General features: G+C 34.1%; 18 protein-coding genes. 7 read left to right on the forward strand and 11 right to left on the reverse strand.

All coding sequences use genetic code 11. The features are described 5' to 3' along the window. Positions 1-157 precede the first annotated feature (157 nt). On the forward strand, positions 158-1,261 hold the full coding sequence (hisC, locus tag E0I26_RS03355) for a histidinol-phosphate transaminase (RefSeq protein ID WP_131915065.1): 1,104 nt from the start codon (positions 158-160) through the stop codon (positions 1,259-1,261). Positions 1,262-1,455: 194 nt separating this feature from the next. On the opposite strand, the gene E0I26_RS03360 is transcribed toward hisC, so the two are convergent. After that, on the reverse strand, positions 1,456-2,658 hold the full coding sequence (locus tag E0I26_RS03360) for a pyridoxal phosphate-dependent aminotransferase (RefSeq protein WP_131915066.1): 1,203 nt from the start codon (positions 2,656-2,658) through the stop codon (positions 1,456-1,458). A 95-nt stretch (positions 2,659-2,753) separates the two neighbouring features. Next, complete coding sequence (locus E0I26_RS03365) at positions 2,754-3,848, reverse strand: fatty acid desaturase family protein (protein WP_131915067.1); 1,095 nt, start codon at positions 3,846-3,848, stop codon at positions 2,754-2,756. Between the two features lie 105 nt (positions 3,849-3,953). On the opposite strand from E0I26_RS03365, the gene rsmG reads away from it, so the two are divergent. After that, a complete protein-coding gene (gene rsmG, locus E0I26_RS03370; RefSeq protein ID WP_131915068.1) occupies positions 3,954-4,583 on the forward strand; it encodes a 16S rRNA (guanine(527)-N(7))-methyltransferase RsmG in 630 nt (209 codons plus the stop codon). Between the two features lie 115 nt (positions 4,584-4,698). Here rsmG and E0I26_RS03375 read toward each other — a convergent pair whose 3' ends face one another. Both E0I26_RS03375 and E0I26_RS03380 read right to left on the reverse strand, forming a co-directional pair. After that, positions 4,699-5,394, reverse strand: a complete 696-nt coding sequence (locus E0I26_RS03375; protein ID WP_131915069.1) for a LytR/AlgR family response regulator transcription factor — start codon at positions 5,392-5,394, stop codon at positions 4,699-4,701. Further along, complete coding sequence (locus E0I26_RS03380) at positions 5,391-6,449, reverse strand: sensor histidine kinase (protein ID WP_165929395.1); 1,059 nt, start codon at positions 6,447-6,449, stop codon at positions 5,391-5,393. Before E0I26_RS03380 ends, E0I26_RS03375 begins: the two co-directional genes overlap by 4 nt. A 324-nt stretch (positions 6,450-6,773) precedes the next feature. Here E0I26_RS03380 and E0I26_RS03385 point away from each other — a divergent pair, with 324 nt between their 5' ends. The 4 genes from E0I26_RS03385 to E0I26_RS03400 all read left to right on the forward strand — a co-directional run bounded on the left by E0I26_RS03385 (position 6,774) and on the right by E0I26_RS03400 (position 10,883). After that, entirely contained in the window at positions 6,774-7,856 is a 1,083-nt protein-coding gene (locus tag E0I26_RS03385) for an NHL repeat-containing protein (protein ID WP_131915071.1), read from the forward strand. A 109-nt stretch (positions 7,857-7,965) separates the two neighbouring features. Continuing rightward, positions 7,966-9,708: a CocE/NonD family hydrolase gene (locus E0I26_RS03390; protein ID WP_131915072.1), complete on the forward strand. Its 1,743-nt coding sequence runs from the start codon at positions 7,966-7,968 to the stop codon at positions 9,706-9,708. 128 nt (positions 9,709-9,836) lie between these two features. Then, positions 9,837-10,280, forward strand: a complete 444-nt coding sequence (locus tag E0I26_RS03395) for a nuclear transport factor 2 family protein (protein WP_131915073.1) — start codon at positions 9,837-9,839, stop codon at positions 10,278-10,280. A gap of 150 nt (positions 10,281-10,430) precedes the next feature. Further along, positions 10,431-10,883 carry a nuclear transport factor 2 family protein gene (locus tag E0I26_RS03400; protein ID WP_131915074.1) on the forward strand — a complete coding sequence of 151 codons (453 nt, stop codon included), beginning with the start codon at positions 10,431-10,433 and terminating at the stop codon, positions 10,881-10,883. 84 nt (positions 10,884-10,967) lie between these two features. On the opposite strand, the gene pruA is transcribed toward E0I26_RS03400, so the two are convergent. The 3 genes from pruA to E0I26_RS03415 form a co-directional block, all read right to left on the reverse strand. Next, positions 10,968-12,593, reverse strand: coding sequence for an L-glutamate gamma-semialdehyde dehydrogenase (pruA, locus tag E0I26_RS03405; protein ID WP_131915075.1), 1,626 nt, complete (start codon positions 12,591-12,593; stop codon positions 10,968-10,970). 106 nt (positions 12,594-12,699) lie between these two features. After that, positions 12,700-13,086 carry a Co2+/Mg2+ efflux protein ApaG gene (apaG, locus tag E0I26_RS03410; protein WP_131915076.1) on the reverse strand — a complete coding sequence of 129 codons (387 nt, stop codon included), beginning with the start codon at positions 13,084-13,086 and terminating at the stop codon, positions 12,700-12,702. Between the two features lie 82 nt (positions 13,087-13,168). Beyond that, positions 13,169-14,434, reverse strand: coding sequence for a type IX secretion system plug protein (locus tag E0I26_RS03415; RefSeq protein ID WP_131915077.1), 1,266 nt, complete (start codon positions 14,432-14,434; stop codon positions 13,169-13,171). A 169-nt stretch (positions 14,435-14,603) separates the two neighbouring features. On the opposite strand from E0I26_RS03415, the gene E0I26_RS03420 reads away from it, so the two are divergent. Continuing rightward, on the forward strand, positions 14,604-17,420 hold the full coding sequence (locus E0I26_RS03420; protein ID WP_131915078.1) for a M16 family metallopeptidase: 2,817 nt from the start codon (positions 14,604-14,606) through the stop codon (positions 17,418-17,420). A 65-nt stretch (positions 17,421-17,485) separates the two neighbouring features. Here E0I26_RS03420 and E0I26_RS03425 read toward each other — a convergent pair whose 3' ends face one another. The 4 genes from E0I26_RS03425 to E0I26_RS03440 form a co-directional block, all read right to left on the reverse strand. Then, positions 17,486-18,256, reverse strand: a complete 771-nt coding sequence (locus E0I26_RS03425) for a class I SAM-dependent methyltransferase (RefSeq protein WP_131915079.1) — start codon at positions 18,254-18,256, stop codon at positions 17,486-17,488. Positions 18,257-18,400: 144 nt separating this feature from the next. After that, on the reverse strand, positions 18,401-19,219 hold the full coding sequence (gene map, locus E0I26_RS03430) for a type I methionyl aminopeptidase (protein ID WP_131915080.1): 819 nt from the start codon (positions 19,217-19,219) through the stop codon (positions 18,401-18,403). A 151-nt stretch (positions 19,220-19,370) separates the two neighbouring features. Next, entirely contained in the window at positions 19,371-20,888 is a 1,518-nt protein-coding gene (gene gpmI / locus E0I26_RS03435) for a 2,3-bisphosphoglycerate-independent phosphoglycerate mutase (protein ID WP_131915081.1), read from the reverse strand. Positions 20,889-20,999: 111 nt separating this feature from the next. Further along, positions 21,000-23,450 carry a DUF5916 domain-containing protein gene (locus tag E0I26_RS03440; RefSeq protein WP_131915082.1) on the reverse strand — a complete coding sequence of 817 codons (2,451 nt, stop codon included), beginning with the start codon at positions 23,448-23,450 and terminating at the stop codon, positions 21,000-21,002. Between the last annotated feature and the right edge of the window lie 97 nt (positions 23,451-23,547).

Genomic DNA, 23,547 nt, shown 5'->3' on the forward strand with positions numbered 1-23,547 from the left:
TTATATGTAAATAGTAGAACGTAATCGCAGATTTATATGTTGTATGCTGTTTTTGAGCAACGGAAACTGAAAAAGAAAAAACTGTAACATATTTGAAATTCTTCGACATATTGAAAGCAAATAAAGTGCTGTATTTTAACATTTTAAATAGAATATTATGAGTAGTCGAAGAAGTTGGTTAAAACAAACAAGTTTAGCATTTGTAAGTTTAGGAATTGTTCCATTGGAAAGTTTTGCTATTCCAAAAACAGAAAATTCTATTAACGAAGAAACTAATTTAAACCCAATTCGTTTAAGGTCAAATGAGAATCCATATGGTCCTTCGGCATTAGCAAGAGATGCAATGTCGAAAAACATAAATAGCAGCAATCGTTATAATTGGGATTTAACATCGGAATTAATTTCAAAAATTGCTGAAAAGAATAATCTCGTTGCCGAAAATATAATATTAGGTGCTGGCTCAACAGAAATTTTAGATTTAGTTGCCCGATATTGTGCTATAAATAAAGGAAGTTTTATTTTAGCTGACCCAACTTTTAATTATTGGACAGAAATAGCAGAAAAATTAGGGCTTAAAAAAATCACAGTTCCATTAACAGAGGATAAACATCATGATTTATCAGCAATGTTGAAAGCAATTGAACCCGACACAAGAATGATTTATATTTGTAATCCAAACAATCCAACAGGGACAATTTGTGAAAGAGAAGCACTTGTGAATTTTATAAATGAAGCAACTAAAAAAGTAATCGTTTTAGTTGATGAAGCGTATATTGATTTTACGAACCAAAAATCACTTGTAAATTTAGTAAAAGAAAATAAAAACTTAATTATTGCTAAAACTTTTTCAAAAATGTATGGATTAGCTGGAGCAAGAATTGGATACGGAATTGCAAATTCAGGGACTATTGAAAAAATTAGTCAGCTACAATCCTGGAGTAACGGAAGTGTAAGTGTAGCATCCGTTTCGGGTGCATTAGCGTCAATTAAAGACGATAAATTCGTATCGGAAACCTATTTACTAAACGAAAAAGCAAGAAAATATACAATAGAACAACTTGAACGGTTAAAAATACGATGCATTCCTTCTCATTCAAATTTCGTCTATTTTTCATTGGCTAATTATAATAAAGACTTTTTTGAGCGATTAGAAAAGAACAATATAACAGGTACAAAAATCTACGAAGAAAATGGAAAATGGTCAAGAATTACAATTGGAACTATGAAAGAAATGCAACAATTCATTAAAGTATTGGAGTAAAAAAATGGTTTTTGCATGAGGGATAGGAGTGGAAATCCTTTTTATTCCCGCAGCGATAGCGAAGGTAATAAAAAGATTGCAACGGATAGCCCGATCCGCTTTTTCAGCGGGACATGCCCATAAAAAAATAGTTTAAAGTGTAAAGCGGTAAAACTTTAAACCTTAAACTATTTTGAAGTTGAAATAAATTTATATTATGCAGGAACCTCGGTTAATGTTACCGCTTCTTTTATTCTGCGTAATGCTTCTCTCAATAATTCTTCGCTTGTGGCGTAAGAAAAACGGATACAATCCGGGTTTCCAAATGCGTCACCTGTTACGGTTGCTACATTGGCTTCGCCCAAAAGATACATAGAGAAATCATTCGCATCTTTGATGAAAGTTCCTTTTAATGTTTTTCCGAAGAAAGAAGAAACGTCTGGGAATACGTAAAATGCGCCTTCTGGAACATTGATTTTTACTCCTGGAATGTCTTTCAATAATCCAACCACTAAATCTCTACGGCTTTGGAAAGCGTCAACCATGTGTTTCAATACGCTTGGATCAGCATCTACAGCGGTAATAGTCGCGCGTTGTGCAATACTGTTGGCACCGCTTGTTACTTGACCTTGGATTTTGATACAGGCTTTTGCAATGAATTCTGGTGCGCCAATATATCCGATTCTCCATCCTGTCATAGCGAAAGCTTTTGCTACTCCATTTACGGTAATTGTTCTTTCTAACATTCCCGGGATGGATGCGATACTGCAAAAAGTTCCAGAGAAATTGATGTGCTCGTAGATTTCGTCAGCAACAACATAAACGTTTGGATGTTTCTCCAATACTTTTGCCAATGCCGTTAATTCTTCTCTGTTGTACACAGATCCACTTGGGTTACAAGGAGAACTGAACCACATCATTTTTGTTTTTGGTGTGATTGCTGCTTCTAATTGTTCTGGTGTGATTTTAAAATCAGTATCTACAGAAGTTGGAACTTCTACAGGAACTCCACCGGATAATTTTACGATTTCGAAATAAGAAACCCAGTAAGGAGCGGGTAAAATTACTTCGTCACCGTCGTTTAACATTACTTGTGCAATGTTGTATAACGATTGTTTTGCTCCTGTTGAAACTACGATTTGAGACGGTTTGTATTCTAAATTATTGTCTCTTTTGAATTTTCTACAGATAGCTTCTTTTAATTCTAAATATCCTTCTACTGGAGAATAGGTGCTGTAATTTTCGTCAATCGCTTTTTTAGCTGCTTCTTTGATGAAGTCCGGCGTATTGAAATCAGGTTCACCTAAGCTTAAACTGATGATGTCTTTTCCTTGTGATTTTAATTCTCTGGCCAAAGCTGCCATTGCTAATGTTTGAGACGTAGATAAATTGTTTATTCTATCTGATAATGGATTCATTTTTTAATAGGTTGTAGTTAGTTTATTAATTAGGTAGAGATGCACTGCAGTGCATCTTTACAGCGTGCATCTCTACACGTTGTGTCTTTGTATGATTATATAAGTTCTGGTTTCATTCCCAAATCTTTCAAATGCTTGAAATGTGCAATAACGGCACTTCGCATCGTTTTATATTCATAATACGGCAAGTTGCATTCCTGCGCAGTTTCTTTTACAATTTTTGCAATTTTACCATAATGTACGTGACTGATATTTGGAAAAATATGGTGCTCAATTTGGTGATTCAATCCGCCAGTATACCAGTTTACGATTTTGTTTTTTGGAGCAAAATTCGTTGTGGTAAACAATTGGTGAATCGCCCAAGTATTGTCCATTTCCCCTAATTCATTTGGAGATGGATTTGTTGTTTCTTCAACAACGTGTGCCAATTGGAACACAACACTTAGAATTAAACCAGCAGTGTAATGCATCACGAAGAAACCAATTAATACTTTCCACCATGTGATTCCAATAACGATTGGTAACACGATCCAGATAGAAACATAAATTACTTTCGTGATAATTAAAGTCGTCCAAAGTATTTTTGGGCTTTTCGCTTCACCGTAAGATAATTTTCTTTTCAAGTAGCTTCTCATCTGTTTGAAATCAGTTGTAATAGCCCAGTTGAACGTTAGTAATCCATATAGAAAAACGGAATAATATTGTTGAAAACGGTGAAAATTATACCATTTTGCATCTTTTGTAAAACGGATAACACGTCCGGCATCTAAATCCTCATCATGTCCGGGAATGTTTGTGTAAGTGTGGTGTAGCACATTATGTTGCACTTGCCAGTTGTATACATTTCCTGCCAGAACATAAATAGTTCCGCCCATGAATTTGTTGACCCAATTTTTATTGGAATAAGAACCATGATTTCCATCGTGCATCACATTCATTCCTACTCCAGCCATTCCAATTCCCATAACAATCGTTAACAGAAGATGTGCCCAAAATGGCATGCCAAGCGTTAGAATTAAAAAATAAGGCGCAAGAAAAACAGAAAACAGAATTATGGTTTTCAAATATAGTTTCCAGTTGCCTGTCTTTTGGATGTTATTTTCTTTGAAGTAATTGTTAACCCGTGAGTTAAGTGTTCTAAAAAACTTTAGACTATCTTGCTTAGCAAATGTCGGAGCATTATTGTTCATATGTATTTAATAAAGTTCAAAGGTAATTATTATAAATTTTTGGATATACAAAATTGGCATAAATATTTTAACTCTAAAGTATTACTTTTGTTAAAAAATTATAAGATGGACGAGATTCTTAAGTATTTTCCTAATTTAACTGATATTCAGAAAGAACAGTTCGAAAAACTGGATTTTTTATACCATGATTGGAATGAAAAAATTAATGTTATTTCTAGAAAAGATATTGATGCTTTGTATACCAAACATATTCTGCATTCGTTGGGAATAGCTAAAATTATAAAATTCGAACCAGGAACGTATGTTCTGGATGTTGGAACTGGCGGAGGATTTCCTGGAATTCCACTGGCGATTCTTTTTCCGGAAACGCGTTTTTATTTGATTGATGTTATTGCCAAGAAGATAAAAGTAGTTCAGGCTGTTGCCGAAGGATTGGGATTGAAAAATGTAAAAGCGGAGCAAATGCGTGCTGAAAATGTAAAAGGAGATTTCGATTTTATCGTGAGTCGTGCCGTGACGAATATGCCGGATTTTGTTTCTTGGGTGAAAACCAAAATCAAAAAGAATAGCAAACACGAATTGAAAAACGGAATTCTGTATTTAAAAGGAGGCGATTTAACGGAAGAATTGAAAGATTTTCCAAAAGCCACAGAATACAATTTAGCTGATTTTTTCGAAGATGAATTCTTTGAGACTAAGAAAGTGGTGCATGTGCCGTTGAAGTTTACGGTTTAAAGTCATTGCGAGGAGTTGCGAGGTACGAAGCAAAGCAATCACAATAAAAAAACAAACCCCATAAGAATTCAAAATTATCTGAATTCTTGTGGGTTTTTTAAATCTAAGGTATTTATTAAATTTCTTTTAAATAGTTCAGCCAATTTTCTTTATAACTACTTCCGATTGGGATTTCAATTATTCCAATTTCTACTTCATTCTTTGTATAAGCTCTTAATTTTTTGACGTTAATAATAAAGGAGCGATGAATGCGAACAAAATCTTGATTTAATAATTTTTCAAAAGAAGAAATGTTGAATTTAAGATGGTAGGATGTTTTGTTTTCAAGATGAATGGTGATGTAATCTTTGAGGCTTTCTATGTGTGAAATTTCATCAAAAATTATCTTGATGTTCTTGTTTCCACTCGCTACAAAAATGTGCTTTTCTGTAACTGTATTTTCTTCTTTTTTTGGAGTTTGCAATTGCTTGAATTTTTCTATTGAAACAAAAAATCGATCAAAAGTGATGGGTTTCAAAAGGTAATCAATCACATTGAGCTCATAACCTTCTAATGCATATTCTCTGTAGGCAGTTGTGAAAATTACTTTAGGCGGATTTTTTAGTTTTTTCAAGAAATCATTTCCCTTGAGTAACGGCATTTCAATATCCAGAAATAGCAAATCTACCGTATTTGATTCTAAGAAAGTGTATGCTTTCAAGGCGTTTTCAAAAGAAGCGACCAATTCGAAATTGTCGAAATGGGCTAAATGAGACGTAATTAATTCTCTTGCCAAGGGTTCGTCGTCAACGATGATGCATTTGTATTTCATATTGAAATATTTAGTGTTAATCTTACCAAGTACTTTCTTTGAGTTTCTTCTATTTCTAACTGATGCTTCTTTGGATATAATAAATCCAATTGCTTTCGGACATTTTCGAGTCCAATTTGTTCTTTGTTATCTATACTCGCTGTTTCATTTTGCGGTTTTGTATTTTCGATGCTAAAGATAATTTGCTGTCTTTTAGTTTCTAAATTCATGCGGATTACTGCTTTCTCGGTTTCATTGATTACGCCGTGTTTAAAAGCATTTTCTACAAAAGTCAACAGAATTAGCGGCGAAATTTTGCTGTCTTCGTGAATGTCTTTGGTAAACGAAATGTCTAGCCTGTTTTCATTATAGCGTAATTTTTCTAATGAAATATAGTTTTCCAATAAGTTGATTTCCTTTTTTATACAAACAAAATCATCATTGCAACGGTACAAAACAAAATCTAATATTTCGGATAATTTGGCAATTATTTCGGGTGCTTTGTCATCTTTTTTGAGTGTCAAAGCATAGAGGTTATTTAGGGTATTGAATAAAAAATGAGGATTCAATTGGTTTTTAAGCACTTTGAGTTCCATTGATTTTTTTTCTTCTTCTAGCTTTAAAAGACGTTGTTGTTTTCTGTTGAAGCTTATAAAGCCCATTATGATAATTGGATACGTTATAAATGAGAACTCTCGGAATATCAATTTAAAAGAAGTTAATCTTTCAGGAACGGTCATCTTATGCCCAAGCCAATCATCAAAAAAGCCAGGGAATTTTGGCTCGAGATAGTAATACTTCAATATCATTAAAAATGCAAAGACAAAATACAACCAGCTTATGGATGACAGTATAAAAAGGATGTGCTTTTTTTTGTTTAGCAAATTTGGAATAATCCAATAAATTAATCCGTAAGCTGCAATTGCTTGGACAAAAATTTTAAAGCTATAAATAAAAATAAAGGAATAATATCCGATGTCCTCTGACTTGCCGTTGATATATAGTAGCATAAAAGATAACCAGAATAAGCAATGGCTTAGAACTCTTTTTGGATCTATGTTTTTGAGAAAATTCATACTGTGTTTTAGGAGGCGGCAAGTTAGCAAATTATCAAAGCATACTTTATGTAGTATGACGAATAATGATTTTTGGCTTCTAAAAACTGCATTTGAGCCCATGAAAATGATTCTACTCAATAATGGACTCTTTGAATGCTGAAACAGCCTTTTTGACTGCTGATAAAAATTGGGATGATGTTGTTGTGCTATTTTAGCTTAAAAAAAAGTTAGTCATGATAATCAAAATCATTCTATTATTTGTGTTGTTGCTAGAAAGTCTAGTGAAAAAGAACGTGTCTTAATGTTGCCAAGAAGTAATTAAAAACCAATAAATATCTGTACATGAAATCAATTTTTAAAAATGTAATGACCATCATAATGGTAGTTTGTTCTCTAAACTTATTTTCACAGGAAATTAAACAAGAAATTGGATGGAGCGAAACTTCAAGATTAATAAAACCAACTCTATTTGCAGATTTAGGCGAAACGTGTACAACGCCGGACGGAATGGCTTTGGATAAAAAAGGAAATCTCTATTTGTCTGTTTTAAATCCTACTTCATTTGAAAAAAATGGAGCCAAAATTTTAACTTTCGATAAAAATGACAAGCCAGTAACTTGGTTTGATCAATTGCCGCTTCATCCAATCACAAAAAGAGTGCATCCGATGGGAATGGAATTTGGTCCTGACGGGAATTTGTACTTAATGGATAATCAATATTTCGCTGGAAAAGAAAATTTTTCGAGATTAATTAGGGTAGTTGTCGAAAATGGAAATCCTAAATATGCGGAGGTTTTGGCTGAAGGTTTCAACTTTGGGGAAGCTGTTAGATGGTCTAAAAATAGAGTTTATATAACGGATGCTTTGGGTGATAAGAAAAGAGAAAGCAGTATTTATAGCTTTTCATTAGAAGAATTGAATAAAGACAAAATAATTTTAGATGCGCTAACAAAATCAACCCATTTAATCAGTTTATTTACCCTGAAACCCGAAGTGACAAAAAGAACCATCGGAATTGACGGCATAGCATTCGACAAAAAAGGGGATTTGTATGCAGGGAATTTTGGAGATGGGGTGATTACAAAATTCGAATTCACAAAAGAAGGCAAAGTAAAATCTAAAAAAGTAGTTTTTGATTCCGATAAATTAAAATGCTGTGACGGCTTTTTTTACGATGAGAAAAGGAACTCTATTTTCATAGCAAATTATGACAACAATAGTGTTCATCAACTGGATTTAAATACCAATACGATCTCTTTGATTTGGGAAAATGGTAACAATGATGGTGCGGACGGACAATTGGATAATCCATGTGAAACCATCATTTATAAAGGTAGATTATTAGTAGTTAACTATGATACTTTTAAAGGCTTGAAGAATACAGAAATAGATGATTTTCATACAATTTCTAGTTTTAAGTTGTAGATTTTAAATTAAGAAAATCACTACATTTGATTTGATAAAATTAATAGTTTGCTCTATTTAGAATATGAATCCGTTGAGTAGAAAAATAAGAACACTTATAAAGAACATAATGAAAACATTTTTAAATTTTGCAGTTATTTTTTTGGCTGTACTAAATTCTTTTGGACAGCAGACAAAAGTTGCTAAACAGGAATATCTAAAAAGTGCCTATGACGTACAGGACAGTGTTATGATTAAGACCCGAGATGGCGCATTTATATCGGCAATGGTGGTGCGAAAAAAAGGAATCACTACTTCAAAACCTGTTATTCTTCAATATACCATTTATGTAAGGGACAAAGGCAGAGATATTAAAACATTAAAAGAAGCAGCAGATAAGGATTATGTTGGAGTCATAGCCTATACAAGGGGTAAACGGTTTAGTCCAAACGAAATATTTCCTTATGAAAATGACGCCAACGATGCTTATGATGTTATTGATTGGATCAGTAAACAAGAGTGGTGTAACGGAAGTGTAGGGATGTATGGCGGTAGTTACAATGGATTTACGCAGTGGGCGGCTTGTAAAAAAATGCATCCTGCACTTAAAACAATTGTGCCTTATGTAGCAGCGGGTCCAGGCATGGGCTGGCCATCAGAAAATAACGTTTTTGTAAATCCCAATTACGAATGGTCGTTTTATGTTGGGAACAACAAATATTTAGACACCATTGCAGGGAACGACAGACAGCGTTTCAGAAAAATGCAAAACAAGTGGTGGGAAACCGGTGTAGCTTATAAAAAATTAGATAGTATTGATGGTACAGCTAATAAGTTATTTCAGCGATGGATAAGTCATCCCTCATTTGATGGATATTGGCAGAAAATGGCACCGTATGGAAAAGAATTTGCACAAATAAATATTCCTATTTTATCCATTGATGGATATTATAACGACTCCCAGAATTCAGGGTTATATTATGTGAGAGAGCATTATAAATATGTCTCTAAAGCGAATCATTACCTTATTATCGGTCCCTATAGTCATTTGGGAGCTCAACGGGAAGGTGATGCTGTGTTGAATGGTTATAAAGTGGATTCAAACGCATTAATCAATACCAAAAAAATAACCTATCAATGGTTTGATTATATTCTGAAAAATGGACAGAAACCAGAAATACTGAAAGACAAAATTAACTATCAGGTAATGGGCGCAAATGAGTGGCGAAGTGCCTCTTCTATTGATAAAATGGCTAATGGTTTCTTGAAGATGTATTTGAGCGATAACAAATCAGGAAATTTTTATGCTTTAAATTCCCAAAAACCAGTTCAGAAAAATTATTTGTATCAGGAAGTTAATTTTGCAGACAGAGCAACACAAAATAACGATTACTATCCTGATCCTATCATCAGAAAAGAGATTGATACGAGCAATGGATTTATTTTTATAAGTGAGCTATTGAAAGAATCGATGTTAATTAATGGTTCGTTTTTGGGTGAAATAAAAGCAAGTATCAACAAAAAAGATATGGATATTGGTGTCACCTTATATGAAGTAATGCCAAATGGGGACTATTTTCATTTGTCTTATTTTATAGGTCGCGCCAGTTATGCCAAAGACATTACAAAAAGAAATTTGTTGAAACCAAATGAAATAGAATCTATTCCTTTTTCGAATACGCATTTGGTCAGTAAGCAATTAAGCAAAGGCAGCCGTTTGCTTGTGGCTATCAATGTAAATAAGAATCCATTTTCTCAATTAAATTACGGCACAGGCAAAGAGGTAAACGATGAAACCATTGAAGATGCCAAAGAACCATTAAAAGTAAAATGGTATAATGATAGTTATGTAAAGATTCCTGTTTGGAAATAGCAGACAGATGAAAAAGTTAATTTTGCAAGTTTAAAATTTAAGGCAAACCTTAAAGCTTTTTGTACTTTTGAATTCAGTGATTAATCGAAATTTAGGATAACAAAAATAAAACAAATAGCAAATCAATTATGACAAAGACAACACTAATACTTCTTTTATTCCTAATCAGTACGCTAACTTTTGGGCAAACTAAAACTGAAGATGATTCAATTAAAACTGTTATTGAAAACGCTTATATAGGCGGAATACATAATGGCGGATCAATTGAAGAAATAAGAAAAGGGTTTCATCCTACATTTAAAATGCTAAGTTTGGAAAATAATGACATTTCGCCGCTTTCATTAGAGGATTGGATAATAAGAATTGAAAACGGGCGAAAACAAAATGTAGGAAACCCAACAGTAAAGGCAGAATGTGAGTATTTAAGCATAACTACCTCAGGGAATGCTGCGACAGTGGTTTTAAACTTATTTAAAAATAAAAAGAAAATTTTTACGGATCATATGATACTCTACAAATTTTCCGAAGGTTGGAGAATTGTTTCAAAAGCATATTATAGAATGCCTCGATAACAAAGAATTAATAAATCACTAATCGTCAAATAAATCCTAACTAAAATCTATATATGAAATCGGCATAATTCAATCCTGAAGCTTCGGGACGCAAACTATAATGAAGAATGACGATGCCATATTTCTATAAAAAACAAATATTATCTACATATGAAATTAATTTCCATTTTTATTGTATTTCTGGTTGTTGGCACTTTGAAAGTTCAAGGTCAGACAGCCCAGGATACGCTTGATATCAAGAAAGTGGCACTTGCTTATATTGAGTCTCAACATAATCCAAATCCCAAGCAAATGGAAGATGCTTTACATCCTCGAATAGTAAAGAGGTCGGTCTTCAAAAGCAAAAAAGCAAAAAAAGATTATATTTCTGAATTCTCAGCCGAAAACTTGGTTATTCTTGCAGAAACCTATAATGCCAATGGTGATAAGTTCCCGAAAAACCCAAAGAAAGAAATTAAATTACTTGATGTGTCTCTATTGACAGCATCTGTTAAGCTAATTGCTGACGAATGGTTTGACTACATGCACATAGTGAAGACTAATGGAGAGTGGAAAATTATTAACGTTCTTTGGCAGTATAATAATGTATCAGAACATCAATAGCATTAAAAACAAACCCCACAAGACTTCAAAATTATTTGAATTCTTGTGGGGTTTAAATCATAAATCGTTAATCTGCAATCTTTATTATCCTAAAAATGGATATCTGTAATTCTCTGGAGTAACAAAAGTTTCTTTGATAGTTCTTGGAGAAACCCAACGCAATAAGTTCAATACAGAACCTGCTTTGTCATTAGTTCCTGAACCTCTTGCTCCACCAAATGGTTGTTGTCCTACAACTGCTCCTGTTGGTTTATCGTTGATGTAGAAATTACCTGCGGCATTTTCTAAAACTTTCATGGCATATTCAATCGCATAACGGTCTTGGCTCAAGACAGCTCCTGTCAATGCGTACTCAGAAGTTGAATCCACTAATACAAGCGTTTCTTCCCATTTAGCATCTTCGTATACGTAAATAGTCAATACTGGTCCGAATAATTCGGTTTCCATTGTGCTGTATTTTGGATTTGTAGTTACGATAACGGTAGGCTCAATAAAATAACCAACAGACTTGTCGTAATTTCCTCCTGCAATAATTTCAGCATCAGCATCTTTTTTAGCTTGGTCAATAAAACCGGCTAATTTGTCAAATGAACCTTCTGAAATTACTGAAGAAACGAAATTATTTGTGTCTTCTGGAGATCCCATTTTCATGGAAGCTAAATCAGCTACTAATAATTTTTTTACTTCTGGCCATATTGATTGTGGTACATACGCTCTTGAAGCAGCTGAACATTTTTGTCCTTGGTATTCGAAAGCTCCTCTGGAAAGTGCCGTAGCAACTTGAGCAGGAATAGCAGATGAATGTGCTACAACAAAATCTTTACCTCCAGTTTCTCCTACGATTCTTGGATATGTTTTGTAGTTGCTGATGTTTTGTCCGATTTTTCCCCAAATGTCATTGAAAACACGAGTTGAACCTGTAAAATGGATTCCTGCGAAATCACGACTTCCTAATAACGTTTCAGAAATCATGGCAGAGTCTCCATAAACTACATTGATTACACCATCCGGTAATCCTGCTTGTTTGAATACTTCTACGATTACATTTGCAGAATAAATTTGTGTAGCACTTGGTTTCCAAACAACAACATTCCCCATCAATGCTGGAGCAGCTGGTAAATTACCGGCAATGGCTGTAAAGTTAAAAGGAGTGATGGCGTAAACAAATCCTTCAAGTGGTCTGTGCTCTAATCTGTTCCAAACACCTTCTGATGAAGTTGGTTGTTCGGCATAAATTTGAGTCATGAATTGTACGTTATAACGTAAAAAGTCAATAAATTCACATGCTGCATCAATTTCAGCTTGATGTACTGTTTTTGCCTGAGCAATCATAGTTGCTGCATTTATTTTTGCACGGTAAGGTCCGGCAAGCAATTCAGCAGCTTTTAAAAATATTGACGCTCTGTGTTCCCAAGCTAAATTAGCCCATTTCTTTTTAGCTTCTAAAGCAGTCGAAATGGCTTTTTCTATATGTTCTTTATTTGCTTCGTGATACTGTCCCACAGTGTGTTTGTGGTCGAAAGGAGGGTTTATTGATTTCGTTTTTCCTGTACGGATTTCTTCTCCTCCAATGTACAAAGGAACATCTACTGTTTCATTATACATTTTATTGAAAGTGGCTAGAACTTCTTCTCTTTCCGGACTTCCTGGAGCGTATGACTTAACGGTTTCGTTAAACGCTTTTGGGACGTTGTAAATTCCTTTTGGCATATTAATAGATTTTAATTAGAATCAAAAATTGAGCTGTAAAGGTAACAATAATTCATCAATCAGAGAATCTGATTGAAAGTTAAAATTCTAATAAAACAGTTGAAGTTTAATTCAAAGCAAACGGAGCACATAACCTGAAAGTAGGAACAATGACTTTGAAGTTCTTTGTAGAGGTGAAGTTAATCATGTTGAAATATCCTTTCATCGCGCCATAAGGGGAAGAAAGCAAACAGCCAGAACTGTACGTGTGAAATTCACCAGGTTTTAAAACTGGTTTTTTTCCAATAACACCTTCTCCGTCAACTATTTCTATGGTGTTTAAAGAATCAAAAATTTCCCAATGACGAGAAATCAATTGAACAGAATCTTTACTGTGATTTTCAATTGTGATTACATAACTAAAGGCAAAGTGAATCTTGTAGTTTTTGAAGTAAGTTCCTTCAAAACTAGTCAAAACTGAAATTTTTATACCTCTTGTTATTTGAGAAACCATATTAAATGGGATGAATATGTGTTTATTATTGACAAATTTACAAAAAATTGATCTCGTTTTGTCAAATTTTTGAAAAGTTTTTTTAGTTGGTGATATTTAATGAATTTGCTATTCCTTTCCCGACAACTCTATCGTATCGATCCGTATTCTCTCTGTAATAAACCAGAATTGTGTAATCATTTTCCGTTTGATAAAAATTCCCGTCAATTGCATTTTCATAGTCAACAACTCCTTTGTCATCAGCAACAATGTATTGATAGTTTGTAAATCCCTGTTTAACTAAAATTGCTTTCTCATAAACTCCTTTTTCGGAATTATAATCCATTTTGTATTCGGGAGCCAGATTGTAATTATTGAACATTCCGCCAACATAAATATTCTTTTTTAGTCTAAAAGTGGGAGCAGAAAGGCTGAAATAAACCCATGCATAATCCGCTTCGATTTCGGGATTAGCGGCATTTATGTTATTAACAACAAAATCGCCATTGACATCTTGGGTAAAAGAGTAAGGGAAATTTGTTCTTGCTGCATTCGTGTATAAATAAGAACCGTAAATAGCAGTATTAGAATCTATACGTGATACATTATTACTTGCGGATCGTATGTCTTTATTTTCAAAAAACAAAAACTCATTTCCTGCCCAAAACTGTGTTTCAGGATCATATTTGTAAATCAGGTCATTCCCAATGGTGTATTGTGGAACCACATTTTTTATGGCAGTGTTAAATTGTCCGTTTTGAAGCAGAACGACTTTAACGTTTTTCATAGGATTTTGAAATGTAATTACGCTTGATTTTATAGAGAATTCTAAATTGTGTTTCAGTTCTATGTTACTTGCTGTTCGTGCTCGTTTCACCTGCATTGGAACCGTAACAAGATCTTCACATAAAATGAATTTTCTGGAAAACACGACTTCTTTATTTTCATCTAAAACTTTAATGATATAATTTCCACTGATTCGCAACTGCTGTGTAAACTGATTGGGAATTGATAATTTGTAGTGCGAATAAATTTGTAATGTATTGAATGAATTCGTGTAATCTTGAATTCTTTGATTGTCAAAGCCTTGTAAATATTCATTTTTTGGAATTCCGGTAGGAATCCAGTTGTAATCGCAATGGATTATTTCGTAATAATAATTGGCTTCATTGCCAAAAAGGTCGTCAAACTGCAATTGAAATCCTTCTCCTAATTTAAAAATTGGAATCACATTCCGATCACTTTGTAAAAAAGAAATCGTTTTGATATTGTAGGGCGGAGCAACTTCTTTTTCTACTTGTGCAGCGGCAGGATTTACTGAAAATACAAAAAGAAAAAAGGTGACTATTTTGAAAAAAGATTTTATCATTTTGTAGTACTTAAGATTTTGTAAATATAAGGAATACTCCTCGTTTTTATCCGATAATGTAATTTCAGACTGCAAATATATTTTGTATGTAATTTCTGTTAATTAAAACACAATATTTTTAAATGTTAAGAGTTATCTTATTATTTTTACTTCAAATATATCTAACCCTATGAGAAAAATCAACAATTTAGTATTCGGAATCATGCTGTTTCCATTAGCTGCTTTTGCACAGCAAATGGATTATTCAAAAGCAATTCCATTCGATCCAAGTGTAAAAACCGGAAAGCTTGAAAACGGCTTAACCTATTACATCAAGAAAAATGCCAAACCAGAGAAAAAAGTGGACCTTAGGCTGGTGGTGAATGCAGGTTCTATCCTTGAGGAGGATGATCAACAAGGATTGGCTCACTTTATGGAGCACATGTGTTTTAATGGAACTAAGCGTTTTCCTAAAAATCAATTAGTCGATTATCTTCAAAGTATTGGTGTAAAGTTCGGGCAACATTTGAATGCGTATACCAGTTTTGATGAAACGGTTTACTTTTTGCCAATTCCATCTGACAGTCCTGAAAAATTAGAAAAAGGATTTCAAATTATAGAGGATTGGGCTTTCAATACCGTTTTGACACCAGAAGAAATCGATAAAGAAAGAGGCGTAGTTTTAGAAGAATACAGATTGGGTTTAGGTGCCCAAAAAAGAATGTTGGGGCGCTACATATCTAAAATGATGCATGAATCCCATTATGCGGAGCGTTTGCCAATTGGTCAAAAAGAAATTTTAGAAAAATTCAAACACCAATCGTTAATTAATTTCTACAAGGATTGGTATCGTCCAAATTTGATGAGCGTAATTGTTGTTGGTGATATTGACGTAGCAGAAATGGAGAAGAAAATCATTTCTCATTTTTCAAGTTATAAAAATCCAGCCAAAGAAAAACCTAGAAAATTTTATGATGTTCCCAATCATAAGGAAACTTTCGTAGCTGTTGAAAGTGATAAAGAAGCTTCAAATGCTCAAGTTCAATTGGTTTATAAAGATTATGGAGCTCCAAAACCAATCGTGAATATTGGAGATTTTAAAAATTACATTGTTGAGGGATTATTCTCTACGCTTTTAAATACGCGATTGGATGAACTGACCAATTCAGCCACACCTCCATTTACCTATGGATATTCTTATTACGGCGGCACTTGGGCCAGAAATAAAAAAGCATATCAGTCAGTGGCTATGTCTCAAGAAGATAAGCAATTAAGTGCTTTGAAAGTATTGGTAACTGAAAATGAAAGAGCTAAGAAATTTGGATTTACTCAAGGTGAGTTAGATCGTTCAAAATCAGAATTTCTTGCTTCTATTGAAAAAGCATACAACGACAGAGATAAAACGAATTCAGTGAATTTTGTTGGAGAATACCAAGCTAATTTCTTGGAAAATGAGCCAGTTCCTGGAATCGAATGGACGTATCAAACGATGAAACAATTGATGCCTTTGATTGATTTGAAAGACGTTAATGGTTTAATTAAAGATTATGTAAAAGAAGACAACCGTGTCATTATTCTTACTGGTCCTGAAAAAGAAGGATTGAAAAAAGTTACAGAACAAGAAGTTCTGGATGCATTGAAAATTAATACGGATGATATTAAGCCTTATGAAGATGCTGCTGTTGCTACAAGTTTATTAAGAAACGAAGTTAAACCTGGTGCTATTGTTAAGCGTGAAAGTAATGCTAAAATTGGAACAAAAACGTTAGTGTTGTCTAATGGCGTTAAGGTGACCTATAAGAATACAGATTTCAAAAATGATGAGGTTCTTTTTGAGGCAGTGAGTCTTGGAGGATCTAATTTATATTCCAATGAGGATATGAAAAAAGTTCAATTCGCAAATGGAGCTTTGGCGGAAGCCGGATTCTCAGGACTAAAATTGAATGATATCAATAAATTCATGACGGGTAAAATAGCTAGAGTAAATCCATATATAGGTGGAACTACTGAAGGTTTAAGAGGAAATGCTACTCCTAAAGATCTTGAATATTTGTTCCAAATGACGTATGCTTATTTTACTGATTTGAACTATGATCCTGAAGCTTTTGAAGGCTTTAAACAAAAACAGTCTAGTTTCTTTAAGAATATGGCTTCGCAACCACAAAACTATTTTCAACAAGAGTTTTATACTTATTTAAACAAAGAAAATCCAAGATTCAACGGAGTTATGCCAACGGATAAATCTTGGGCTGAAACAGATTACAAGTTAGCGTACAATAAGTACAAAGAGCGTTTTGCCAATGCGGCTGATTTTGAGTTTTATTTCGTTGGAAATATTGATGATAAAACTATGGAAGCGTATTCCATTAAATATTTAGCGTCTTTGCCTGCTACTGATAAAAAAGAGAAAACGGTAGATTTAGGATATAGATTGCTAAAAGGAGATTTGAAAAAAGTGGTTAATAAAGGAGCTGATCCTAAAAGTAACGTAACTATTATGTATTATGGAGATGCAAAATATTCTGCGAAAGATGCAATGGCTATTCAAGCACTTGGAGAAGTTTTGACCATAAAATTAATCGAACAATTGCGTGAAAATGAAAGCGGTGTTTATGGTGTTTCTGCAAGAGGAAGCATGAATAAAGTTCCAAATGGGTCATACAGTTTTACAATTGGTTTCCCATGCGGACCAGATAATGCCGAAAAATTGACAGCTTCTGCTTTGAAAGAACTTCAAAACATTATTGATAATGGACCAGATGAAAAAGATGTGGCTAAATTTAAAGAAGGTGAATTAGCTGATTTCAGAAAAGATAGTAAAGAAAACAGATACTGGTTGTCTAATTTCACCAGATCTTATATCAATGGAAATAGTGCTGAAGAAGTCTTGAAATTTGAAGAATCTGTAAACGCAGTAACGGCGAAGGATATTCAGGATATTGCAAAAAAATATCTTACAAAAGATAAAGTAATTGGAATGTTGATGCCGGAAAAAAAAATAAACTAACTCATTCATTTATAAACTAAAAACCTGCTAAAATTAACTTTAGCAGGTTTTTTTTATGGTAAAAATTATTTAAAACAAACCGGAATAATTTCCCCTTTGGCCAAACAATATTTTTCTACTAATTCGGGGGCAATTTTATTAGTGTAATCTTCTTCAATTACTTTAAAACCGATACTTCTCAATTTATCAAAATAATCACGACCGTAAATACGAACGTGATCGTATTGTCCAAAGATTTTGGCGCGTTCTTTTTGATCTGTAATGGTATCATCAGCAAAAGTTGTTGCTCTGGATAAATCCTGTGGAATTTGTAAAATTGCCATTCCGCCCGGTTTCAAAACCCGATACAATTCCTGCATCGCTTTAGTGTCATCTGGAATATGTTCTAAAACGTGATTGCAAAGAATAACATCGTATTGATTGTCCTCAAATGGTAAATCACAAATATCAGCCTTTACATCCGCTAATGGCGAAAATAAATCGGTTGTGGTGTACTCCAGATTTTTCTGGTTTCGAAACAATTTATAAAAAGCTTGCTCTGGTGCAAAATGCAATACTTTCTTTTTTGCTGCCGATGTAAAAAAATCAGTTTCTTCATTCAAATACAACCATAATAAACGATGTCTTTCCAGGGAAAGTGTACTTGGTGAAAGCACATTATTTCGTTGTGTTCCATATCCATATGGCAGAAACATTTTGAAGCTTTTCCCATCAATTGGATCAGTGAATGTAGTTCCTTTTAGGGCTAATGCTAGAACTGGTCGTGCCACATAACTTAAACGAATAAGTATAGGACGCGGAATGGTATTGAGTATTAATTTAAAGAGTTTTTTCATTTTTGTTTCAGAGAGATTCGCTTTTACAACTTTAGATTTTCTTAAATGATCTTAAATCACTTATATGTTTCAAAAAAGGTTAAACATATAAGTGATTTAAGATCATATAACTTTGGGTTTTATTCTTGTTAGGCTATAAATGATTTATAAAACTAAAGGCTCTCTTCTAAATTCATCTTCCTCATTACTCACAATTCCCAGAGCTTTATAAACATAAGCAAAGGTGGATAAAATCTCTGGTTTTCCATCGATAATCGCAACATCATGCTCAAAATGGGCACTTGGTTTTCCGTCAGCAGTCGTTATTGTCCAACCGTCTTTGTGTTGTTTTATGTTTCGGGTTCCCAAATTAATCATAGGTTCAATAGCTACAACCATTCCTTCTACAAAAAGTTTTCCTCTTCCTTTTTTACCATAATTAGGCATTTCGGGATCTTCATGCATTTTTTGGCCTAAACCATGTCCTACTAATTCACGAACCACACCATAACCATGTGCTTCCGTATATTTTTGAATTGCATTTCCTACGTCTTCTACGCGATTTCCAACTCTTAATTCGCGGATACCTGCGTACAAAGATTCTTTGGTTACCTGCAATAATTTTTTAGTTTCCGGAGCGACTTCGCCAATTTCAAAAGAATACGCATGATCGCCATGGTATCCGTTTTTGTATGCGCCACAATCTACCGAAATAACATCACCGCTTTTTAAAGGCGTATTGTTTGGAATTCCATGAACCACTTGAGCGTTTGGGCTCATACAAAGTGAATTTGGAAAACCATATAATCCAAGAAAACTGGGTACGGCTCCATGATCACGAATGAATGCTTCTGCTAATTTGTCCAGATATAAAGTGGTGATTCCTTCTTTGATTTCAGAAGCAATCATTCCTAATGTTTTTGATACGATCAACGCACTTTCGCGCATTAATTCTATTTCTTCACGTGATTTTACAATAATCATAATTTCGAATTTTCAGTTTGCAAAAGTACAATTTTATGAGAACTTTTAATGTCAAATATTTGATAATAAAAAAGCTGCTCCAATTAGAACAGCTTTTATTTGTTTTATTTAAATCGTATTTAAATATTTTGATTCAAATTACTTCTAAGTATTACAACAAAGAATGGCAAGTCATCACAGCAGGTTTTTCTACCCCCATTAATTCCAAGATAGTTGGAGCGATATCACCAAGAACTCCATCATGAATGGTTTTCAAGTCTTTGTCTACCAATATAATTGGAACTGGATTTGTTGTGTGGGCCGTATTAGGGCTTCCATCAGGATTAATCATCGTTTCGCAATTTCCATGATCTGCAATTACGATGGTCGTATAATTATGGGCTAATGCTGCTGTGATTACTTTTTCGACACATTTGTCAACCGCTTCACAAGCTTTTATAGCAGCACTCATGATTCCGGTATGTCCCACCATATCGCCATTGGCAAAATTAAGACATACAAAATCTACTTCTTCTTTCTCCAATTCAGGAACCAGGGCATCTGTCAATTCAAAGGCACTCATTTCCGGTTGTAAATCATAAGTAGCTACTTTTGGAGAGTTTTTCAAGATACGGCTTTCACCAATAAAAGGCAATTCTCTCCCGCCGGAAAAGAAAAAAGTCACGTGAGGATATTTCTCCGTTTCGGCAATACGGATTTGTTTTTTATGCGCTTTTTCTAAAACTTCACCAAGAGTTTCGGTAATGTTATCTTTATTGTAAACGACTTTTACATTTTGGTAGGTTTCGTCATAATTGGTAAGCGTCACATAATACAAATTCAATTTGTGCATGTTTTGCTCATGACAATCCATTTGAGTCAATACTTCCGTTAATTCTCTTCCTCTGTCCGTTCTGAAATTAAAGAAAATAACAACATCATCTTCTTCGATTGTGGCTAATGGTTTGTCATATTCATCGACCATAACTATTGGATGAATAAATTCATCAGTTACATTAATTTCGTAGCTTTCTTCGATGGAAGCAACTGCATTTTTAGAAGGTGTTCCTGCGCCGTTTACCAATAAATCATAGGCAAGTTTTACTCTTTCCCAACGCTTGTCTCTATCCATTGCATAATAGCGTCCGATCACCGAAGCGATTTTTACGGAAGTATTTGCGATATAATTTTCTAAATCCTGAATGTATTTTTTACCTGATTTAGGATCCACATCACGACCATCAGTAAAAGCGTGAACAAATACATTTTGTAATCCGTATTGTTGTGTTGCATCAATCAAACCACGTAAATGGGAAGTATGAGAGTGAACACCACCATCAGAAACCAGTCCTAAGAAGTGTACTTTTTTATTATTTTCTTTAGCATACGTAAAAGCATCAACCAATACTTGTTCTTTTGCCAATGTGTTATGTGCTACCGCGAGATTGATTTTGGCTAAATCCTGATAAACAATTCTACCAGCTCCAAGGTTCATGTGTCCCACTTCGCTGTTCCCCATTTGTCCTTCCGGCAAACCTACATTTAAACCATCGGTTCTAAGTTGAGCGCTTGGGTAATTTTTATAAAGACTGTTTATAAAGGGAATATTGGCATTATCGATAGCTGACACTTTCGGGTCAGGAGATTTTCCCCAACCGTCCAAAATCATAAGAATTACTTTTTTGTTCATCAGAAATTAATTTTAGGCAAAGATAAAGCATTTTTAAAAATGTTCCTTTCGCCTTAAATCACTATTATGCATTTGCAAGATATGGATGCCAAAAAATAACAATTCTGTTTTCTAATGTGCGTTTTTTTTAATTAACGACATGTTTTTTATGGAATTAAAGTCGATGAAATATTTTACGCTTACCGAAAAGACATGGCTGAGAATATCATTGTTGAGCAGGTTATTCACGTTTTTTCTGAAATTTTTGTTGATTTCGCTTTCCCCATTGAAGGCACTGTTTCTGTATAAAACGGATACCTGACTACCCGGAGCAAACCACCAGGAATAGGATAAGTCGAAATTCCAGGAGTTAAAACTGGCGTTCTTGTTTTGGGTATAACTTGGGTAATCTGTAAGTCTGCCGTTTTGTTCCAGGTATAAAAAGTTTTTGTTTTCGGCATAGGACCAGTAATGGCGCAGCGCAATATTGAAGTTCATTTGGCTGTTTATGGAATATTTTCCCGTAAGGGTGTTGGAATAGGTTACCACATTTCTGTTGGCGAAAACAACGGTGTTGTGGGGCAAGTCTGCATTGTTTTCGCTGTTGTCAACATATCCCTTATCATTGTTTTGTCGGTTGAAATTGAAACTGTGTACCAATGAGAATCGGTCATTAAATCGAAATCTGGGGCTTAAAGATATCTCATATGAATTTCTGTCTTTTTGATCATTTTTCACATACACCCCTTCTATATCTAATGCAAATTTATAATTGTAATTTGACGATATATAACCCCAGCCATTTACCGATTTTGGATTAATAATGAATCGGTCTTGTGTTTGAGGACCATAGTAGTCGTAAGATTCAAATGGACTATAGTTTGTTCCAAAGCCAAAATTATGATTTTTTTTAGTTGTGAAATGGGCATTCACATTTATATTGTTTACTTGGTTTTTACCTGTTTCTTTGTGGAATTGGGCATACATATTATAATTAATTCTAAAGCCGTTCAGGGTTTTCGTCGGGTTTAAAATCCTGTAGTTGGCATTACCTTTAATGTTGTAATAATTAGTTTCATTGTTAATTCCCAAATCATCAATGTTGTAGTCTTTGGTTACCATTTCACCACCTATAAAGAAACGATATTTACCGCTGTTTTTACTCAAATTTAATTGTGAGGAGAGTCCTTTTTGGTCTTCAATAGCATTTATGAAACTGTATTTAATGTCACCGGAGAGACCGTAAGTGTTTTTTTTAGTGTTTAAATTCCAAACTAAAGCTGAAACATTTCCATCACGAAAGTTTCCATCTCTTGTTACATTTGTATTCACAAAGCTGACAGACGAGTTTTTTAGAAAACGTTGGTCCAAAACAACTACATTATAATTTGTCAATGGATCTATTAGTACTCTTCGGTACTGTCCAGTTTTTGTATCACGAATGGTTACTGATGTATTCTCTGTAACTGCATTCAAAACACCAATGCCTAATCCGTTTTTTGTTCTGCCTGAAATTTTTATTGCATTGATTAAGCTTACTGCATTAGGGTATTCTTCAATTATCTCATCAGTGGTTTTTTCGATATTTCTATTTTTAACGAAAGGCCTTCCGCCAATTCTTCTGGAATACAATAGATTTCCTTTGTTGAATAAATCGGTTCCTTCAGTGAAAAAAGACCTGTTTTCATCAAATCTTTGTTCGAAAGGTCCTAAGTTCAGTATTTTATTATCGTATTTTGTCTGTCCAAAATCAGGAACCAATATGGCGTCCAGCGTGAAGGCATCGTTTATTCCGTATTTGATATCCATACCGCCTTTGATTGTTCCGTAGGTTTTTTGTTCTGCATTGGCATTTACATAGAAAGAAGAATAAGGTAACAGGAAAAGGCGAGTAGGGGTTTTTATATTTTCAATTCCTTCAAAAACACCCGCTTGTTGGGTAAAAGATCCAATTTTTGCATCGATAAAATTCCAAGTGTATTTTTGACGATCCCGTCTGATTTCCCTGAAAAAATTTAAGCCCCAAGTTTGCTTTTTTTCTCCCGAAAAACGTAGGGCGGCATAGGGAATGCGCATTTCCACAACCCAGCCAAAATCGGTGATGGTGGCTTTGCTTTTCCAAACGGCATCCCAAGAAAAATCTTCATCTTGGTCATTCCCCTCTGTTGCCACACAATCCAATTGTCCATTGGATGCGGTGACATAAAAACGAAAGTCCTGTTGGCCATCGTTATATCCATTGATGAAAACGCCAAAAAAATCGGAGGTTCCAAGGTCATCACGTTGCGAGATTTCTTTTAATATTTTATCAGGCTCATTGTCATACAATAAGGCGGCAACATAAATGGCATCATTGTTATATAAAACTTTTACCTCGGTCTTTTTGTTTTCTGGGATTGGTTTGCCGTTATCGGGCTGGAACATGATGAAATCATTGGCTATTGAAGCCGTCTGCCATGTATTTTCGTCTAATTTTCCGTCAATTTCAATTTTTTCCGAAATGAATTTCGTTTGTAAGACTTTTTTTTGGCTGTAGCCAAAAGCATATAGTAATAGAAAACAAAGCAATAAGTGATTTTTCATGAAACTGTTGATTGATTGATGTAAAATTAGAAAAACCAAAAACAGCTTCAAAGGGAGAAATCACCGATCCACTGAATAGTTTGAATGAATAGACTCC

This window comes from Flavobacterium rhamnosiphilum (genome assembly GCF_004349195.1).
GTDB classification, from domain to species: domain Bacteria; phylum Bacteroidota; class Bacteroidia; order Flavobacteriales; family Flavobacteriaceae; genus Flavobacterium; species Flavobacterium rhamnosiphilum.